General features: G+C 59.2%; 18 protein-coding genes, 1 other RNA gene and 1 pseudogene. 13 read left to right on the top strand and 7 right to left on the bottom strand.

Going from position 1 to position 16,540, the window contains the following annotated elements:
- Positions 1-100: 100 nt before the first annotated feature.
- The 6 genes from MEB48_RS15735 to MEB48_RS15710 all read left to right on the top strand — a co-directional run bounded on the left by MEB48_RS15735 (position 101) and on the right by MEB48_RS15710 (position 6,232).
- Positions 101-808, top strand: coding sequence for a FadR/GntR family transcriptional regulator (locus MEB48_RS15735; protein WP_201061322.1), 708 nt, complete (start codon positions 101-103; stop codon positions 806-808).
- 120 nt (positions 809-928) lie between these two features.
- Positions 929-1,258, top strand: coding sequence for a thioredoxin TrxA (gene trxA, locus MEB48_RS15730; protein WP_003206727.1), 330 nt, complete (start codon positions 929-931; stop codon positions 1,256-1,258).
- 247 nt (positions 1,259-1,505) lie between these two features.
- Positions 1,506-2,765: a transcription termination factor Rho gene (rho, locus tag MEB48_RS15725; RefSeq protein ID WP_007899384.1), complete on the top strand. Its 1,260-nt coding sequence runs from the start codon at positions 1,506-1,508 to the stop codon at positions 2,763-2,765.
- 141 nt (positions 2,766-2,906) lie between these two features.
- Entirely contained in the window at positions 2,907-4,373 is a 1,467-nt protein-coding gene (gene ubiD, locus MEB48_RS15720; RefSeq protein WP_237885041.1) for a 4-hydroxy-3-polyprenylbenzoate decarboxylase, read from the top strand.
- Complete coding sequence (locus MEB48_RS15715; protein ID WP_237885040.1) at positions 4,373-5,341, top strand: CDP-6-deoxy-delta-3,4-glucoseen reductase; 969 nt, start codon at positions 4,373-4,375, stop codon at positions 5,339-5,341. The genes ubiD and MEB48_RS15715 overlap by 1 nt, the downstream gene beginning before the upstream one ends.
- Positions 5,342-5,563: 222 nt before the next feature.
- Positions 5,564-6,232 (top strand): gamma-glutamylcyclotransferase, encoded by a 669-nt coding sequence (locus MEB48_RS15710; RefSeq protein ID WP_237885039.1) that lies wholly within the window; start codon positions 5,564-5,566, stop codon positions 6,230-6,232.
- On the opposite strand, the gene glpT is transcribed toward MEB48_RS15710, so the two are convergent.
- Together glpT and MEB48_RS15700 are read right to left on the bottom strand one after the other, a co-directional pair.
- The gene (gene glpT / locus MEB48_RS15705) at positions 6,208-7,557 is read right to left on the bottom strand and encodes a glycerol-3-phosphate transporter (RefSeq protein WP_095052434.1); all 1,350 of its coding nucleotides are present in this window, start codon (positions 7,555-7,557) and stop codon (positions 6,208-6,210) included. The genes MEB48_RS15710 and glpT overlap by 25 nt on opposite strands.
- 220 nt (positions 7,558-7,777) lie before the next feature.
- A complete protein-coding gene (locus MEB48_RS15700; RefSeq protein WP_237885038.1) occupies positions 7,778-8,755 on the bottom strand; it encodes an NADPH:quinone oxidoreductase family protein in 978 nt (325 codons plus the stop codon).
- Between the two features lie 150 nt (positions 8,756-8,905).
- Here MEB48_RS15700 and MEB48_RS15695 point away from each other — a divergent pair, with 150 nt between their 5' ends.
- On the top strand, positions 8,906-9,313 hold the full coding sequence (locus tag MEB48_RS15695) for a flagellar basal body-associated protein FliL (RefSeq protein ID WP_237885037.1): 408 nt from the start codon (positions 8,906-8,908) through the stop codon (positions 9,311-9,313).
- Between the two features lie 226 nt (positions 9,314-9,539).
- Here MEB48_RS15695 and MEB48_RS15690 read toward each other — a convergent pair whose 3' ends face one another.
- Positions 9,540-9,992, bottom strand: a complete 453-nt coding sequence (locus MEB48_RS15690) for an EVE domain-containing protein (RefSeq protein ID WP_237885036.1) — start codon at positions 9,990-9,992, stop codon at positions 9,540-9,542.
- Positions 9,993-10,193: 201 nt separating this feature from the next.
- Here MEB48_RS15690 and MEB48_RS15685 point away from each other — a divergent pair, with 201 nt between their 5' ends.
- Positions 10,194-10,343 carry a hypothetical protein gene (locus tag MEB48_RS15685; protein ID WP_007899400.1) on the top strand — a complete coding sequence of 50 codons (150 nt, stop codon included), beginning with the start codon at positions 10,194-10,196 and terminating at the stop codon, positions 10,341-10,343.
- Positions 10,344-10,378: 35 nt separating this feature from the next.
- Here the strand turns inward: MEB48_RS15685 and MEB48_RS15680 are convergent, their stop codons facing one another.
- From MEB48_RS15680 to MEB48_RS15665, 4 genes are all read right to left on the bottom strand, one after another.
- Positions 10,379-10,984 (bottom strand): 5-formyltetrahydrofolate cyclo-ligase, encoded by a 606-nt coding sequence (locus MEB48_RS15680; protein WP_030129076.1) that lies wholly within the window; start codon positions 10,982-10,984, stop codon positions 10,379-10,381.
- A gap of 86 nt (positions 10,985-11,070) precedes the next feature.
- Positions 11,071-11,249: non-coding RNA, 6S RNA (gene ssrS / locus MEB48_RS15675), on the bottom strand.
- A 30-nt stretch (positions 11,250-11,279) separates the two neighbouring features.
- Positions 11,280-11,597 (bottom strand): cell division protein ZapA, encoded by a 318-nt coding sequence (locus MEB48_RS15670; RefSeq protein WP_030129075.1) that lies wholly within the window; start codon positions 11,595-11,597, stop codon positions 11,280-11,282.
- Positions 11,594-11,803: a TIGR02449 family protein gene (locus tag MEB48_RS15665; RefSeq protein WP_007982902.1), complete on the bottom strand. Its 210-nt coding sequence runs from the start codon at positions 11,801-11,803 to the stop codon at positions 11,594-11,596. The genes MEB48_RS15670 and MEB48_RS15665 overlap by 4 nt, the downstream gene beginning before the upstream one ends.
- 128 nt (positions 11,804-11,931) lie before the next feature.
- Between MEB48_RS15665 and MEB48_RS15660 the strand changes: the two genes are divergently transcribed.
- The 5 genes and pseudogenes from MEB48_RS15660 (at position 11,932) to MEB48_RS15640 (ending at position 16,371) form a co-directional block, all read left to right on the top strand.
- On the top strand, positions 11,932-12,492 hold the full coding sequence (locus MEB48_RS15660; RefSeq protein ID WP_237885035.1) for a YecA/YgfB family protein: 561 nt from the start codon (positions 11,932-11,934) through the stop codon (positions 12,490-12,492).
- Between the two features lie 27 nt (positions 12,493-12,519).
- Positions 12,520-13,854, top strand: coding sequence for a Xaa-Pro aminopeptidase (gene pepP / locus MEB48_RS15655; RefSeq protein ID WP_237885034.1), 1,335 nt, complete (start codon positions 12,520-12,522; stop codon positions 13,852-13,854).
- The gene (gene ubiH / locus MEB48_RS15650) at positions 13,851-15,038 is read left to right on the top strand and encodes a 2-octaprenyl-6-methoxyphenyl hydroxylase (protein ID WP_237885033.1); all 1,188 of its coding nucleotides are present in this window, start codon (positions 13,851-13,853) and stop codon (positions 15,036-15,038) included. The genes pepP and ubiH overlap by 4 nt, the downstream gene beginning before the upstream one ends.
- 10 nt (positions 15,039-15,048) lie before the next feature.
- Positions 15,049-15,144 (top strand): annotated as a pseudogene (locus MEB48_RS15645) (tetrameric acyl-CoA thioesterase); the annotation flags it as partial.
- A 9-nt stretch (positions 15,145-15,153) separates the two neighbouring features.
- A complete protein-coding gene (locus tag MEB48_RS15640) occupies positions 15,154-16,371 on the top strand; it encodes a 2-octaprenyl-3-methyl-6-methoxy-1,4-benzoquinol hydroxylase (protein WP_237885133.1) in 1,218 nt (405 codons plus the stop codon).
- Positions 16,372-16,540 lie beyond the last annotated feature (169 nt).

The following is a 16,540-nucleotide window of genomic DNA, read 5'->3' as shown; positions in this document are numbered from 1 at the left end:
CCCGTGAAAATTCCCGAACCCCCATGGGGCACGACTTGCCGGGCGTCGTGAATAGCTTTACAACTAGCCGCTCATTGGCCTGGCTCGACTGAAAAAAACCATGAACTCGATTTCCCGCGCCGTACCCGAAGTGGCGCTGCAAGCCATCCGCAAGCTGATCACCGAGCAAGGTTTCGGGGCGGGGGATGCCTTGCCTTCGCAACGGGACCTGGCGGTGCAATTGGGGGTCAGTCGGGCGTCATTGCGTGAGGCGTTGTCGTCGCTGAGTGCGCTGGGCGTGATCAGTATCCAGCCGGGCAAGGGCGTGTTCGTGCAGTCACCGGTCGATCTGCCTCGGGGCGATGCGGCGCCGGGCTGGCCGTTCGCGGCCCAGGCATCGCCGCTGGACATCTTCCAGTTGCGCTATGCGCTGGAAGGTTTTGCCGCCGGGTTGGCGGCCGTGACCCTGAGCACCGATGAGCTCGATGCGCTGGAGGACAATGTCGCCGCCATGCGCAACGAATTGCGTGCCGCCGACTTCGATGCGGCGGCGCGACTGGATTTCGAGTTTCACCGGCGCATCCTCCTGGCCAGCGGCAATCAGGCGATGCTGAGTATCCTGACGGCCAGCGCCGACATCTTCCTGGAGAGCCAGAAGCTACCGTTCATCCGGGCCGAACGGGCCATGGAAACCTGGCAGGAACACCGTAAAATCCTCCGCGCGCTGGCTCGTCGGGCCTCTGGCGCCGCGCAGAAGGCCATGCAGGAGCATGTGCGCAACGCTGCGCTGCGCACCGGAATTGCGTTCGTCGCTCCCGCCACCTCGTGACTTGAGCTATACCCAAATTCATGGGCCACCATAGCGAGACTCAATCATCTGCAGCTTCCTGAACGCGGGAAGGGCGGCTATGATGGGCCACGTTTTTTTGCTTACAACCTGGAGACTTCCATGAGCAGCGATCTTATCAAACACGTTAGCGACGCTAGCTTCGAGGCTGACGTACTCAAGGCCGAAGGCGCTGTACTGGTCGACTACTGGGCTGAATGGTGCGGCCCATGCAAAATGATCGCTCCTGTTCTGGACGAAATCGCTGAGACCTACAAAGGCAAGCTGACCGTTGCCAAGCTGAACATCGACGAAAACCAGGAAACCCCGGCCAAGCACGGCGTACGTGGTATCCCGACGCTGATGCTGTTCAAGAACGGCAACGTCGAAGCCACCAAGGTCGGCGCGCTGTCGAAGTCGCAACTGGCGGCCTTCCTCGACGCGAACATCTAAGCGTTGTTATAAAGCGTCATGAAAAGGCCCCGCATAATGCGGGGCCTTTTCGTTATTGAGGGCTAGACGCTCCGAAACTCAGGTGGTACATTCGGCCCCGCACTGGTTTCTCCATTGCCCCCTGCTAGCCGTCGCCGACGCACTCCTTTTCGAATAAGTACGCGATCCTGTCGCCTTCTCTGCGGCGCGGCCTCATTAAGCCAAAAGCTTAATTTCCCCCCTCCATAAATGATTACGTCATTCCTATATGAATCTGACTGAACTCAAGCAAAAGCCGATTACCGAACTGCTCGAATTGGCCGAACAGATGGGCATAGAAAATATGGCCCGTTCGCGCAAGCAGGACGTGATTTTCTCCCTGCTCAAAAAGCACGCTAAAAGCGGCGAGGAAATCTCCGGTGATGGCGTGCTGGAGATTCTCCAGGACGGCTTCGGCTTCCTGCGCTCCGCTGACGCTTCCTATCTCGCCGGCCCGGACGATATCTACGTCTCGCCGAGCCAGATCCGCCGCTTTAACTTGCGCACCGGTGACACCATCGTTGGCAAGATCCGCCCTCCAAAGGAAGGCGAGCGGTATTTCGCGCTGCTCAAGGTCGACACGATCAACTACGATCGTCCCGAGAACGCGAAAAACAAGATTCTCTTCGAGAACCTGACCCCGCTGTTTCCGACCGTGCGCATGAAGATGGAAGCCGGCAACGGTTCCACCGAAGACTTGACCGGTCGGGTCATCGACCTGTGCGCCCCGATCGGCAAAGGCCAGCGCGGTCTGATCGTTGCGCCGCCGAAAGCCGGTAAAACGATCATGCTGCAAAACATCGCAGCAAACATCGCTCGTAACAATCCTGAAGTTCATCTGATCGTATTGCTGATCGACGAACGTCCGGAAGAAGTGACCGAAATGCAGCGCACCGTGCGCGGCGAAGTGGTTGCCTCGACGTTCGACGAGCCGCCAACCCGCCACGTGCAGGTTGCCGAAATGGTGATCGAGAAGGCCAAGCGCCTGGTCGAACACAAAAAGGACGTGGTGATTCTGCTCGACTCCATCACCCGTCTGGCACGTGCCTACAACACCGTGATCCCGAGCTCCGGCAAGGTACTGACCGGTGGTGTCGATGCCCACGCCCTGGAGAAACCGAAACGTTTCTTCGGCGCGGCACGGAACATCGAAGAAGGTGGCTCGCTGACCATCATCGCCACCGCGCTGGTTGAAACCGGCTCGAAGATGGACGAAGTGATCTACGAAGAATTCAAAGGCACCGGCAACATGGAGCTGCCTCTGGATCGCAAGATCGCGGAAAAACGTGTGTTCCCGGCCATCAACATCAACCGTTCCGGTACCCGCCGCGAAGAGTTGCTGACAGCCGATGACGAACTGCAGCGTATGTGGATCCTGCGCAAACTGCTGCACCCGATGGACGAAGTCTCTGCCATCGAGTTCCTGGTCGACAAGCTGAAGCAGACCAAAACCAACGACGAGTTCTTCCTGTCGATGAAGCGCAAGTAAATCGCAGAAAGTCAGCAGAAGCCGGGGAAACCCGGCTTTTTGCTATCTGATTTTTGATCAACGGCAGTTCGTGGTTCTGAATAGAGGGGTTCGGCGCTAAACTGCCTGCCCCGAACGCCACGGCCAACACGAGGCTCACGCATGCAGTATCGCGACTTGCGCGACTTTATCAGCGGCCTGGAAAAGCGCGGCGAACTCAAGCGCATCCAGGTTCCAGTGTCCCCAGTGCTCGAAATGACCGAGGTCTGCGATCGCACGTTGCGCGCCAAGGGCCCGGCACTGCTTTTCGAAAACCCTACCGGTTATGACATTCCCGTGCTCGGCAATCTGTTCGGCACCCCAGAGCGCGTGGCGCTGGGCATGGGCGCAGAGGCGGTCAGCGAGTTGCGCGAAATCGGCAAGCTGTTGGCGTTCCTCAAGGAGCCCGAGCCGCCGAAGGGCCTGAAGGACGCCTGGTCCAAGCTGCCGATCTTCCGCAAGATCATTGCCATGGCGCCGAAAGTCGTCAAAGACGCGGTGTGCCAGGAAGTGGTCATCGAAGGCGACGATGTCGATCTGGCGATGTTGCCGGTACAGACCTGCTGGCCGGGCGATGTCGGTCCGCTGATCACCTGGGGCCTGACCGTCACCAAAGGTCCGAACAAGGATCGCCAGAACCTCGGTATCTACCGTCAGCAAGTGATCGGCCGCAACAAGGTGATCATGCGCTGGCTGAGTCACCGTGGCGGCGCGCTGGACTACCGTGAATGGTGCGAGAAACACCCCGGCCAGCCATTCCCGGTCTCTGTGGCCTTGGGCGCTGACCCGGCAACCATTCTGGGCGCTGTGACGCCGGTACCCGATAGCCTCTCCGAATATGCTTTTGCCGGTCTGCTGCGTGGCAATCGCACTGAGTTGGTGAAATGCCGCGGCAATGACCTGCAAATTCCGGCCACCGCCGAGATCATTCTCGAAGGCGTGATCCATCCGGGTGAAATGGCCGATGAAGGTCCGTATGGCGACCACACCGGCTACTACAATGAAGTCGACAGCTTCCCGGTGTTCACCGTCGAGCGCATCACCCATCGGATCAAACCGATCTACCACAGCACCTACACGGGTCGTCCACCGGATGAACCGGCGATTCTCGGAGTGGCGCTGAACGAAGTGTTCGTGCCGATCCTGCAAAAGCAGTTTCCGGAGATCACCGACTTCTACCTGCCGCCCGAAGGCTGTTCGTACCGCATGGCCATCGTGACCATGAAGAAGTCGTATCCTGGGCATGCCAAGCGGGTAATGCTCGGTGTCTGGTCGTTTTTGCGACAGTTCATGTACACCAAGTTCGTTATCGTCACTGACGACGATATCAACGCACGGGACTGGAACGACGTGATCTGGGCCATCACCACGCGCATGGACCCCAAGCGTGACACGGTGATGATCGACAACACGCCGATCGACTACCTCGACTTCGCCTCGCCGGTCTCTGGCCTGGGTTCGAAGATGGGGCTCGATGCCACGCATAAATGGCCGGGCGAAACCACCCGCGAGTGGGGCCGGGTCATCGTCAAGGATGAAGCCGTTACCCAACGGATCGATGCCATTTGGAATCAGTTAGGAATAGATTGATGCGTGTAACCTTGCAGCCCTCCGGAGCAGTGCTAGAGATTCTGCCCGGCGAGCGGATTCTCGATGGCGCACGGCGCCTGGGCTATGAATGCCCGCAAAGCTGTCGCAACGGCAATTGCCATGTGTGCGGCGCATTGCTGGTGGAAGGGCGGGTCGAACAAGCCGGCGATGTGCGCGACCATGGCGAGTTCTACACTTGCATAGCAGAGCCGCTGGAAGACTGCATCGTGCTGTGGGATGGCGTGCTTGCGCTGGGAGAACTGCCGGTGCGCAGCGTGTCGTGTCAGGTCATTGAATGCAGGGACGTCGGCGGCGATACCTGGCGTGTGCGTCTGCGTGCCCCGGCGGGCAAGCCGCCGCGCTATCACGCCGGTCAGTACCTGATGATCGAGCGTGAGAGCGGCGAGAAATCCGCCTTTTCCCTGGCCTCGGCACCGCATTCCGGCCGCGATCTGGAAATTCATGTACTGGCGCGCGAAAGCAGTGCGCTGAGCCTGATCGAACAGCTTCAGCGCAACCCGATGGTGCGAATCGAGATGCCATTCGGCGACACCCATCTGGCGGAACTGCCGGACGGCCCACTGGTACTGATTGCTGCCGGAACCGGCATGGGTCAGATCCATAGTTTGATCGAACATTGCCGGGCCACGGGTTTCAAGCATCCGGTGCATCTGTATTGGGGCGTGCGTCGTCCCGAAGACTTTTATGACATTGAGCATTGGGACGAATGGTTGAAGTTGCCCAATCTGTATCTGCATAAAGTCGTCAGCGATCAATGTAGTTGGGGCGGGCGCTGCGGCATGTTGCATGAGGCGGTGTGCGAAGATTTCCCCGATCTGAAAGCCCTGCACGTCTACGCCAGCGGCTCTCCGGCCATGGTCTATGGCACGCTGGATGCGCTGGTCGAAGCCGGGATGGACGCGCATCAAATGCGCGCGGATGTATTTGCTTACGCGCCGCGATCTTGATCCTCGATCTTGATCCCCGATTTTAAATTGTTATAACTCCCCATATAGCCGATCGGTATTTATAGATTTATATAAATACCGGTAGGTTATATGTCACTCAGGCAATAAGTTTTAGAGCGCCGTCATGGCACTTAAATTGCCTTAAACATATGTGCCTTATTGTTACAGCGGTGCGTTCTATTAAGTAATTCTTCACCCGCGGGGAGCTGAACGCTATTCGCCATGAGCGCCATTGAATCTGCTTTTTTGAATCTGGCTTACCCTCCGCGGCTCGATCTGGGGCCGCAGCTTACGCACGAACAATTACTCGGCTCAATGCAGGCGACCATGGCACGCCACAAGGGTGGCCCGGTCTGGTTGTTCGCTTATGGTTCACTGATCTGGCGTCCAGAATGTGCGGCTGTGGAGCGAGTGCGCGGTCGCGTGCATGGCTACCATCGCGGTTTGTACCTGTGGTCCCACGAACATCGCGGTACGCCGGAAGTCCCAGGACTGGTGTTTGGCCTGGATCGTGGCGGCTCATGCAGCGGGTTTGCCTATCGCTTGCCCGAAGAACAACTCGACGCTTCGCTTTATGCACTCTGGCAGCGTGAAATGCCATTCCCGTCCTATCGCCCACACTGGCTCAACTGCCGTCTCGAAGACGGAAGCCAGGTTCAGGCATTGGGGTTTGTATTGGAGCGGCACCTGCCCAGCTATGCCGGCAACTTGCCGGATCATGTGCTGAGCCAGGTGTTCGAAAGCGCTTGCGGCCGTTATGGCACCACGCGCGAGTATGTTGAGCAGACTGCGCACGCCCTGCGTGGCCACGCCATGCCAGACCGAAATCTGGAGGCGCGGCTCAAGCGCTGTAAATCAAAGGCCGATCAGGCGATCGCTTCGCGGCTTTGACTGGCGACTTGCTTGTGCCACAGCGTCGGCGCAAGGAAGGCCATCGCCAGCAGGCATGCACCGATCAGCAAGACGAAACCGCCGTCCCAGCCGAAGTGGTCCACTGTGTAGCCCATTGCTGCACTGGCCGCGACCGAACCACCCAGATAACCGAACAGACCCGTGAAACCTGCTGCAGTGCCGGCGGCTTTTTTCGGCGCCAGTTCCAGTGCTTGCAGGCCGATCAGCATGACCGGGCCGTAGATCAGGAAGCCGATGGAGACCAGCGCGATCATGTCGACAGTCGGGTTGCCAGCCGGGTTGAGCCAGTAAACCAGCGTTGCCACGGTCACCAGCGCCATGAACACCATGCCGGTCAGGCCGCGATTGCCACGGAAGATCTTGTCCGACATCCAGCCACACAGCAGCGTGCCCGGGATCCCCGCCCACTCGTAGAAGAAATACGCCCACGAGGTTTTATCCACTGTGAAGCCTTTGGCTTCCTTGAGATAGGTCGGTGCCCAGTCCAGCACGCCGTAACGCAGCAGGTAGACGAAGACGTTGGCCATGGCGATGTACCAGAGCATCTTGTTGCGCAGCACGTACTTGACGAAGATTTCCTTGGCGCTGAATTCCTCTTCGTGGCTGGCGTCGTAGCCTTCCGGGTAGTCGTTCTTGTACTTCTCGATCGGCGGCAAGCCCACCGATTGCGGGGTGTCGCGCATGGTCATGAAGGCAAATACCGCCACCGCCAGAGCCACCGCCGCCGGTACGTAGAACGCGGCGTGCCAGTCGTTGAACAGCCCCATGCCGAGCAGGAACAGCGGGCCAATCAGACCGCCACCGACGTTGTGCGCCACGTTCCACACGGACACCACGCCGCCGCGTTCTTTCTGTGACCACCAGTGCACCATGGTCCGGCCACTCGGCGGCCAACCCATGCCCTGGGCCCAACCGTTGATGAACAGCAGGATGAACATCATGGTCACGCTGGACGTTGCCCACGGCGCGAAACCGAAAATGAACATCACACCGGCTGACACCAGCAGGCCGAAGGGCAGGAAGTAACGCGGGTTGGAGCGGTCGGACACCAGGCCCATGAGGAACTTCGACAGACCATAGGAAATCGCGATCGCCGACATTGCCAGGCCCAGTTGACCACGGGTGTAACCCTCGTCGATCAGGTACGGCATGGCCAGGGAGAAGTTCTTGCGCAGCAGGTAGTAACCCGCATAGCCGATGAAAATCCCGGCGAAGATCTGCCAGCGAAGGCGTCGGTAGGTGCTGTCTATTTTTTCTTCAGGCAATGGAGCCTGATGTGCGGCAGGACGAAAGAAAGCAAACATTCAAGAGCTCCAGATTTCTTGTTTTGACTGCGGATGCGAATGTTACAGTTTCGTTACCGAAAATAGCACCGGTTCGTATCGGCCAAAAAGCGGAAATGTTGGAGATTGCATGTTCTTTTATGAACATGTCGCTCAGGTATAAATACAGGGCGTTGTGGGGATGGCGGAACCGGGCCGCAGGCCTGCGACCCGGTATAAGTAAAACAGCTCAGGTAAACAATCAACGAACCTGAACCACCACTTTCCCGACCGCCTTGCGCTGGCCAAGATCATTGATGGCCTGCGCCGCATTGCTCAGCGGATACACCTGCGACACCAGCGGCTTCAACTTGCCCTCGGCAAACCAGCCAAACAACTGCTGGAAGTTTGCCGCATTGTCCTGTGGCTGGCGTTGGGCGAAGGAACCCCAGAACACGCCGACCACCGCTGCACCTTTGAGCAGTGCAAGGTTCACTGGCAGCTCCGGGATTCGTCCGCTGGCGAAACCGACCACCAAAAGCCGGCCGTTCCAGGCGATGGAGCGAATGGCCTGGTCGAACAGGTCGCCGCCCACCGGGTCGTAGATCACGTCGGCGCCTTGGCCGTCGGTCAGGCGTTTGATCTCGTCCTTGAGGCTGGTTTCGCTGTAGTTGATCAACTCATCGGCGCCGGCGGCCTTGGCCACCGCGAGTTTTTCCGCGCTGCTGGCGGCGGCGATTACCCGCGCGCCCATGGCTTTGCCGATTTCCACCGCGGCGAGGCCGACGCCGCCGGACGCGCCGAGCACCAGCAAGGTTTCGCCGGGTTGCAGATTGCCCCGTTGCTTGAGGGCGTGCATCGAAGTGCCATAGGTCATGCTGAAGGCGGCGGCGGTGTTGAAGTCCATCGACGGCGGGATCGGCAGCACGTTGTAGCCCGGCACCGCGACCTGCTCGGCAAAGCTCCCCCAGCCCGTCAGGGCCATGACCCGGTCACCAATCTTGAGGTGGCTGACCTTTTCGCCCACCGCACTGACCACGCCAGCCGCTTCGCCACCCGGCGAAAACGGGAAGGGTGGCTTGAACTGGTATTTGCCCTCGATGATCAGCGTGTCCGGGAAATTCACCCCGGCGGCGTGCACGTCCAGCAGGATTTCATTCTTCTTTGCGACAGGGCTGGCGACGTCTTCCAGCACCAGCGATTCGGCAGGGCCGAAGGCTTTGCACAGCACGGCTTTCATCAGGGCTATTCCTTTGGGAGTGATGGCCGATAAGTGTAGGTGTGTGAGTCATTGGGTCAACGAGCATGCCCGACCCTGATAATCAGCCATAAGCATGTGCTTGAGCGGCGGGTCGTTATGCTTGGCCGCAAACCGGATAAGGAGCGAATTGTGAAAGCGTGGATCATGTTGATGCTGGCCCTGTCTCTGCCCATGGCAGCGATGGCCGAAGAAGCCAAAGAAGGTGAAGCCCCGAAAGTCAATTACATCACCCTGAGCCCGCCATTCGTGGGCAACTATGGGCTGGACGGTACGCCCAAGCTCAAGGTCTACAAGGCCGATGTGGCGTTGCGGGTGACTGGCGAAGAAGCGACCAAAGCGGTGAAGGCCAATGAGCCATTGATCCGTAATCAGTTGGTGGCGTTGTTTGCGCAGCAGACTACTGAAGCCATGAACAATGTCGAAGCCAAGGAAAAGCTGCGTCAGGAAGCCTTGAAGCAGACTCAGCAAGTGATGAATGACGAAACCGGCAAGCCGGTGGTTGAGGATTTGTTGTTTAACAACCTCATTATTCAATAAGTCTTTTTACTGCCCGGACGGGCCTCATCGCGGGCAAGCCCTAATGCCAGTCAGTTAAGACACGGAACACTGTAGGAGCGAGCTCGCTCGCGAAAGCGGTATCTCAGGCGACATCAATATTGACTGTGCTGCCGTCTTCGCGAGCAAGCTCGCTCCTACAAGGTTGCGCTTAACTGACGGGCATTAGGGCTTGCCCGCGATGTCATTCGAAGTAGCGCTGGAGATTTTACAGCTTGAGCGCAATCACCGCCGCCCACTGCTCAGCCGTCACCGGCATCACCGACAGCCGTGAGCCTTTCTGTACCAGTGGCATCTCGGCCAGTGCCGTTTGCTGCTTCAGATAATCCAGCTTCAGCACCTTGGAAAAGGTCTCGACGTGAGCGACATCAATCGCGCTCCAGGCGTTTTTCTCGGCAGTGGCCTTCGGGTCAAAGTAATGACTTTCCGGCTCCAGCGCCGTGGGGTCTGGATACGCGGTTTCGACAATCTTGCCGATCCCGGCAATTCCCGGCTCCGGGCAGCTGGAGTGATAGAAGAAAAATTCGTCACCCGGCGCCATGGCCCGCAAGAAGTTACGCGCCTGGTAGTTGCGAACCCCGTCCCAGCGCGCTCGGCCAAGCCTCTCCAGGTCTTTGATCGAGAGTTCGTCGGGCTCGGATTTCATCAGCCAATAGGCCATGGTTTTTGCTCCTTGCGAGGTGTGCGGGCCAGTGGTGGGTCAATTTTATGACAAACCGACAGTCGGTTGACGCGAGCGTTTGCGTGTCGGTTCACGTTGTCGCAAAATGCCGGCCTTCCAAGCTTGACGCTGCTGCACGGCCTACACCTAAACGGAAACCGCTGCTGTCATCGTGTTGATGTGCCTTGAGGGGGGCAATCGATGAAACGCAAACCGGATTTACTATGGATATTGGTTATTTTGTTCGGTTTGGGCGTCGTGACCACCGGCTATGCCCAAAGTCTGTGGGCCAACAAGACCGATGCTCCCGTCGAGATCGCGCAGCAACAGCCGTCGGCCTTCAAGCGCTGAGCCTGTCTTTTGGACGCCGCTGATTTCAGTGGCGTCTAGTCCGCGAAATACCACGCCTTGTCCGTGACCGTTCCCTGCAGCGGTACATCCCAGCTCGCCTGAGCCAATCGTTGAACCTTCTGACATTCGTGGGCCAGACCCAGCAGCGTCGGCTTGCGCCAGTCTTTGCGGCGTGCCAGGTACGCCAGGCTTCGGTCATAGAAACCACCGCCCATTCCCAGGCGTCCGCCGACATCGTCAAATCCCACCAGCGGCAATAACACCAGGTCCAGTGCCCAGACTTTGCGTTGTCGGGCAATGTTGTGCCGTGGTTCGGGGATGCGAAAACGGTTGGGTTTGAGCTTTTCGCCGGGACGAATGCGCTGGAACACCATTTTTGTTTGCGGCCAGGCACTGAGCACTGGCAGATACGTGGCCTTGCCCCGACGTTGCGCGGCACGCATCAGCAGGCGCGGATCGATTTCACCGTCCATCGGCAGGTACAGGGAGATGTGTTTGGCGCGGCGGAACAGCGGATGCTGGGCCAATTGTTTATACAGCCCGCGAGCGGCTTCGCGCTGTTGACTGGGAGTCAGTGCGCGGCGGGCCTTGCGCAGCATGCGTCGAAGTTGCGGGCGGGGCAGCAGCGCAGGTTCGGTCATGGATTCAGGCTTCGGATGTGCGAGTACTGAAAGCGTACCCGTAAAAAAGCCGATGCCGGTATGAAAACCGGCATCGGACTGGAATCAGGCTCCCCGGATGAACCGCTGTCGACTTAGCCCTTGAACCCGAAAGTTCAAGGTGGAAGATGCAGTAGGCTTTAAGGCTTTCCGTCTAGCGGACATGCACACCAGCCCAACGTGCAACCTCCAGGGTAGTGCGAATCGGCTCAGGGACGTCGTCAACTGGCAAGCACCCCAGGGAGTGATGCGAGTATACCTCAAGCGGTTACGCGAATCAGCCCTTGGTGACATCCGGATCAGTGGCGAGCACCAGATCGACGCGGTCCAGCAGGTCGCGAACCTGTTCTCGGGTCGAGCCGCTGGCCTGCACATCCGCACGATCTTCCTTGTGCAGAAGATCGTGCGTGATGTTCAGCGCGGCCATTACGGCGATGCGGTCGGCGCCGATGACTTTGCCGCTGCTGCGGATTTCGCGCATCTTGCCGTCCAGATAACGAGCGGCACTGATCAGGTTGCTGCGCTCTTCCTGGGGGCAGATGATCGAATATTCTTTGTCGAGGATCTGCACGGTAACGCTATTGCTTGAACTCATGAGTCTTGCTCCAGAGCCTTGAGGCGCGAAATCATCGATTCGACCTTACGCCGGGCGATTTCATTTTTTTCAATGAGGTGCGCGCGTTCCTCGCGCCAGGTCTTTTCCTGAGCTAATAGGAGTCCGTTCTGACTCTTTAGTTGCTCGACTCGAGTAATTAGCAGTTCGAGTCTGGCCATCAGCGCTTGCAGGTCGGTGTCTTCCATTGTGTCCACTGGGTTTGTGTCTGATGGTAGGTAACAGGCGGACAGCCTTTAATAGTCTTGGCGAGTCTGTCGATGTAGGATACAAGGCCTTCATTCTAGACATAGCGCCGTCTGGCGCCTAGCTGCCCATGCCCATTCAGAATTCTCCGTACCAAGCCTTTGCCACCCTGCTGACTTCCAGCGGTCATAACGTCTCGCCTGCTGAATTGCATGGCCTATTGCTGGGTCGCAGTTGCGCCGGTGCCGGCTTCGAAGCCGACGGCTGGCTGATCGATGCTGCCGAGCTGCTCGAAAACGAGCCGAAGGATAATGTCCGCAACGCTCTGATCGGCTTACAGGAGATGGTCAAAGGCGAACTCACTGGTGACGACGTGACCGTCGTTCTGCTGTTGCCGACAGATGATGAGCCGCTAGCTGACCGTGCTGCTGCACTGGGCCAATGGTGCCAGGGCTTCCTCAGTGGTTTTGGCCTCAACTGCCGTGACAGCAGCATGTTAAGCACCGAGGCCACTGAAGTGCTGCAGGATTTGGCGGCCATTTCTCAGGTGCAAGACGCCCTGGAGGAGTCCGAAGACGGTGAAAGCGACTACATGGAAGTCATGGAGTACCTGCGCGTCGCACCGCTGCTGCTGTTCTCCGAAACCAAAAAAGCGGATGCGCCGGCTGCGGCCAAGCCGTCACTGCATTAATTGTTTGCCAGGGAAAGCCATCTGCCCATGATTCATATCCCGAAATCGGAATACAGCCGTCGCCGCAAGGCGCTGATGGCGCAGATGGAACCCAACAGCATCGCCATCCTGCCCGCCGCCGCGGTGGCCATCCGCAATCGCGACGTCGAGCACGTCTACCGCCAGGACAGCGACTTCCAGTACCTCAGCGGTTTCCCCGAGCCACAGGCCGTCATTGTATTGATGCCCGGCCGTGAGCATGGCGAATACGTGCTGTTTTGCCGGGAACGTAATGCCGAACGGGAATTGTGGGACGGCCTGCGCGCCGGTCAGGAAGGCGCGATCCGCGACTTCGGCGCCGACGACGCATTCCCCATCACCGACATCGACGACATCCTGCCGGGCCTGATCGAAGGCCGCGACCGGGTGTATTCGGCCATGGGCAGCAACCCGGAATTCGATCGGCACCTGATGGACTGGATCAACGTGATCCGCTCTAAAGCGCACCTCGGCGCCCAGCCGCCGAACGAATTCGTTGCCCTGGATCATCTGCTCCACGACATGCGCCTGTATAAATCGGCGGCAGAAGTGAAAGTGATGCGCGAAGCCGCACGGATTTCCGCCCGGGCCCATATTCGTGCGATGCAGGCCAGCCGTGCCGGTTTGCATGAGTTCAGTCTCGAAGCCGAGCTCGATTACGAGTTCCGCAAGGGTGGGGCGAGGATGCCGGCCTACGGGTCGATCGTCGCGGCGGGGCGCAACAGCTGCATCCTGCATTACCAGCAGAATGACGCGGTGCTCAAGGACGGCGATCTGGTGCTGATCGACGCCGGTTGCGAGATCGACTGCTACGCCAGTGACATCACCCGCACCTGGCCGGTCAACGGCAAGTATTCACCAGAGCAGAAGGCGATTTACGAGTTGGTGCTGGCTTCCCAGGAAGCGGCGTTTGCCGAAATCGCCCCGAACAAACACTGGAATCAGGCGCATGAAGCCACGGTCCGGGTAATTACCGCCGGGCTGGTGAAACTGGGCCTGTTGCAGGGCGACGTTGACGAGTTGATCACCAGCGAAGCCTATAAAGCGTTTTACATGCACCGCGCCGGCCATTGGCTGGGCATGGATGTGCATGATGTCGGCGAGTACAAGGTGGGCGGTGAATGGCGTGTGCTGGAAGTCGGCATGGCGCTGACGGTCGAGCCGGGCATTTACATTGCAGCGGACAACCAAAGCGTGGCGAAAAAATGGCGCGGCATTGGCGTGCGCATTGAGGACGACGTGGTGGTCACCAAAACCGGTTGTGAAATCCTGACTGACGGCGTACCGAAAACGGTCGCCGAGATCGAAGCCTTGATGGCCGCTGCACGGACACAAGCAGCATGAGTCGAGTCAATCTGGCAATCATCGGTGGTGGCCTGGTCGGCGCCAGTCTGGCGTTGGCATTGCAGGCCGGGGCCAAGGCCCGCGGCTGGAAGATTGTGCTGATCGAACCGTTTGCCCCCGGCCACACCTACCAGCCGAGCTATGACGCCCGTTCTTCGGCGCTGTCGTTCGGCGCCCGGCAAATTTATCAACGGTTGGGCGTGTGGCAGGAAATCTCCCGCCGCGCCGAGCCGATCAAGCAGATTCATGTTTCCGACCGTGGACGTTTTTCCACAGCGCGGCTGTCGGCGATGGAAGAAGGCGTTCCGGCGCTGGGTTATGTGGTGGAAAACGCCTGGCTCGGACAATGCCTCTGGCAAGGCCTGGACAAGGATGTGATCAGTTGGCGTTGCCCGGCGGAAGTTACCCGCATGGAGCCGCTGACCGACGGCTATAGCCTGACGCTCGACGATGAAACCCTGCTGGAATGCGACCTTGCGGTGTTGGCCGATGGTGGGCGTTCGGGCCTGCGTGAACAACTGGGGATCGGCATCAAAAAACGCCCGTACAACCAGAGCGCGCTGATCGCCAACATCACCCCGAGCGAGGCCCACAATGGCATGGCCTTCGAACGCTTCACCGACGATGGCCCGATGGCGTTGCTGCCATTGCCGGAAAACCGCTGCGCTCTGGTCTGGACTCGTCTGGGCATGGATGCGCAGCGGTTGGCGGCTCTTGATGAGCGCAGTTTTCTCAATGAGTTGCAGGGTATTTTCGGTTATCGCCTGGGCACGCTGAAGCAGGTTGGTGCACGGCATCTATATCCGCTGTCGCTGATCGAGGCAGAGGAACAGGTTCGCCCGTATCTGGCGATTCTCGGCAACGCCGCCCATAGCCTGCATCCGATTGCCGGGCAAGGGTTCAACCTGTCCTTGCGCGATGCCCAAGCCTTGGCCGAAACGTTGTTGGGCAGCGAGACAGCGCTCGGCGATTTCGTCACCTTGCAGGCTTATCGAGAGCGTCAGCGAATGGATCAGAACCTGACCGTGGGCTTTTCTGATCAGGTCACCCGGTTATTTGGCAGCACTCAGCCGCTGGTTTCCCTGGGCCGCAACATTGGGTTGCTCGGCCTCGATCTGCTGCCGCCGGCCAAGCGCTGGTTCGCCCGGCAGGCCATGGGCCTGGGTACGCGTCCCGATGTATAAGCGGGCGCACCTGCAAGTCGATATTCACGACGGCGCGAACACTTGGGTGACGCGGGTCGACAAAAACTTTTACGAGCGGCTCAAGCCGCAAGCGAGACAGGCTTAAAGCATGGAAATGCGCGCAGATCTGCTGATTGTCGGGGCCGGAATGGTCGGCAGTGCCCTGGCGCTGGCGTTACAAAACAGCGGGCTTGAAGTCCTGCTGTTGGACGGTAGCCCCCTGAGCGTCAAACCCTTCGATGGGCAGGCTCCGTTCGAACCACGGGTGAGCGCCTTGTCGGCAGCCAGCCAGCGAATACTCGAACGTCTGGGCGTCTGGGATGGCATCGCCAATCGACGCAGTAGTCCGTACACCGACATGCACGTCTGGGACGGCAGCGGCACCGGGCAGATCCATTTCTCGGCGACCAGTGTGCATGCCGAAGTGCTCGGGCATATCGTCGAGAATCGCGTGGTTCAGGACGCCTTGCTCGACCGACTGCACGACTGCGATCTCGGGATGCTCGCCAATGCGCGTCTGGAGCAGATGCGCCGCTCCGGTGACGACTGGCTGCTGACCCTGGCCGATGGCCGCACCTTGCGGGCGCCTTTGGTGATCGCGGCGGATGGCGCCAACTCGGCGGTGCGGCGTCTGACCGGTGTCGCGACTCGCGAGTGGGACTACATGCACCATGCGATCGTTACCAGCGTGCGCAGCACAAAACCTCATCGAATGACCGCGTGGCAGCGATTCACCGACAACGGTCCACTGGCGTTTCTGCCGCTGGAGCGGGACGGTCAACAGGATTGGTGCTCGATCGTCTGGTCGACCACGCCGAGCGAAGCCGAACGCCTGATGGCGCTGGACGACGAAAGCTTCTGCAAGGAACTGGAGCGGGCCTTCGAAGGCTGTCTCGGCACGGTGCTCAGCGCTGACCCGCGCCTGTGCGTGCCGCTGCGTCAGCGTCATGCCAAGCGTTACGTGGCTGAAGGCCTGGCGCTGATCGGCGACGCGGCCCACACCATCCATCCGTTGGCGGGACAGGGCGTGAACCTCGGTTTCCTCGATGCCGCCGTGCTGGCCGAAGTGCTGCTGCAAGCGGCCGCGCGCGGCGAGCGGTTGGCGGACGTGAAAGTGCTCAGTCGTTATGAACGTCGGCGCATGCCCCACAATCTGGCGTTGATGGCAGCGATGGAAGGGTTCGAGCGTTTGTTCCAGGCCGATCCGTTGCCGGTGCGCTGGTTGCGTAATACCGGGTTGAAGATGGTCGATCAGATGCCCGAGGCCAAGGCGTTGTTCGTGCGTGAGGCGCTTGGGTTGATCGGGGATCTGCCGGCGTTGGCCAAGGCTTGAGATCTTTGCTGGGGGTGATAGCCTCTTCGCGGGCAAGCCTCGCTCTCATCAAACAAAAAATAACCAATTGATTTAAAAAGAAAAATCACGCTGCCTTCACCAAGTCCATCCCCAGTTTCCGAGCCTTGCGCAGCAAGGCTCGGAACTGACGTTCCTGGCTTCTACTTTC

Origin of the sequence: Pseudomonas sp. PGPR40, from assembly GCF_022014505.1 — a bacterium.
GTDB lineage: Bacteria > Pseudomonadota > Gammaproteobacteria > Pseudomonadales > Pseudomonadaceae > Aquipseudomonas.
This window is presented reverse-complemented; position numbering and strand designations above follow the sequence as displayed.

Coding starts and splice junctions, on each gene's coding strand:
- ubiH (WP_237885033.1), top strand. CDS start 13,851: ATGAGTCGAGTCAATCTGGCAATCATCGGTGGTGGCCTGGTCGGCGCC.
- ubiD (WP_237885041.1), top strand. CDS start 2,907: ATGCAGTATCGCGACTTGCGCGACTTTATCAGCGGCCTGGAAAAGCGC.
- trxA (WP_003206727.1), top strand. CDS start 929: ATGAGCAGCGATCTTATCAAACACGTTAGCGACGCTAGCTTCGAGGCT.
- glpT (WP_095052434.1), bottom strand. CDS start 7,557: ATGTTTGCTTTCTTTCGTCCTGCCGCACATCAGGCTCCATTGCCTGAA.
- MEB48_RS15680 (WP_030129076.1), bottom strand. CDS start 10,984: ATGACCGAACCTGCGCTGCTGCCCCGCCCGCAACTTCGACGCATGCTG.
- MEB48_RS15690 (WP_237885036.1), bottom strand. CDS start 9,992: ATGGCCTATTGGCTGATGAAATCCGAGCCCGACGAACTCTCGATCAAA.
- MEB48_RS15660 (WP_237885035.1), top strand. CDS start 11,932: ATGCCCATTCAGAATTCTCCGTACCAAGCCTTTGCCACCCTGCTGACT.
- MEB48_RS15715 (WP_237885040.1), top strand. CDS start 4,373: ATGCGTGTAACCTTGCAGCCCTCCGGAGCAGTGCTAGAGATTCTGCCC.
- MEB48_RS15665 (WP_007982902.1), bottom strand. CDS start 11,803: ATGGAAGACACCGACCTGCAAGCGCTGATGGCCAGACTCGAACTGCTA.
- MEB48_RS15735 (WP_201061322.1), top strand. CDS start 101: ATGAACTCGATTTCCCGCGCCGTACCCGAAGTGGCGCTGCAAGCCATC.
- MEB48_RS15670 (WP_030129075.1), bottom strand. CDS start 11,597: ATGAGTTCAAGCAATAGCGTTACCGTGCAGATCCTCGACAAAGAATAT.
- MEB48_RS15700 (WP_237885038.1), bottom strand. CDS start 8,755: ATGAAAGCCGTGCTGTGCAAAGCCTTCGGCCCTGCCGAATCGCTGGTG.
- pepP (WP_237885034.1), top strand. CDS start 12,520: ATGATTCATATCCCGAAATCGGAATACAGCCGTCGCCGCAAGGCGCTG.
- MEB48_RS15640 (WP_237885133.1), top strand. CDS start 15,154: ATGCGCGCAGATCTGCTGATTGTCGGGGCCGGAATGGTCGGCAGTGCC.
- MEB48_RS15685 (WP_007899400.1), top strand. CDS start 10,194: ATGAAACGCAAACCGGATTTACTATGGATATTGGTTATTTTGTTCGGT.
- MEB48_RS15710 (WP_237885039.1), top strand. CDS start 5,564: ATGAGCGCCATTGAATCTGCTTTTTTGAATCTGGCTTACCCTCCGCGG.
- rho (WP_007899384.1), top strand. CDS start 1,506: ATGAATCTGACTGAACTCAAGCAAAAGCCGATTACCGAACTGCTCGAA.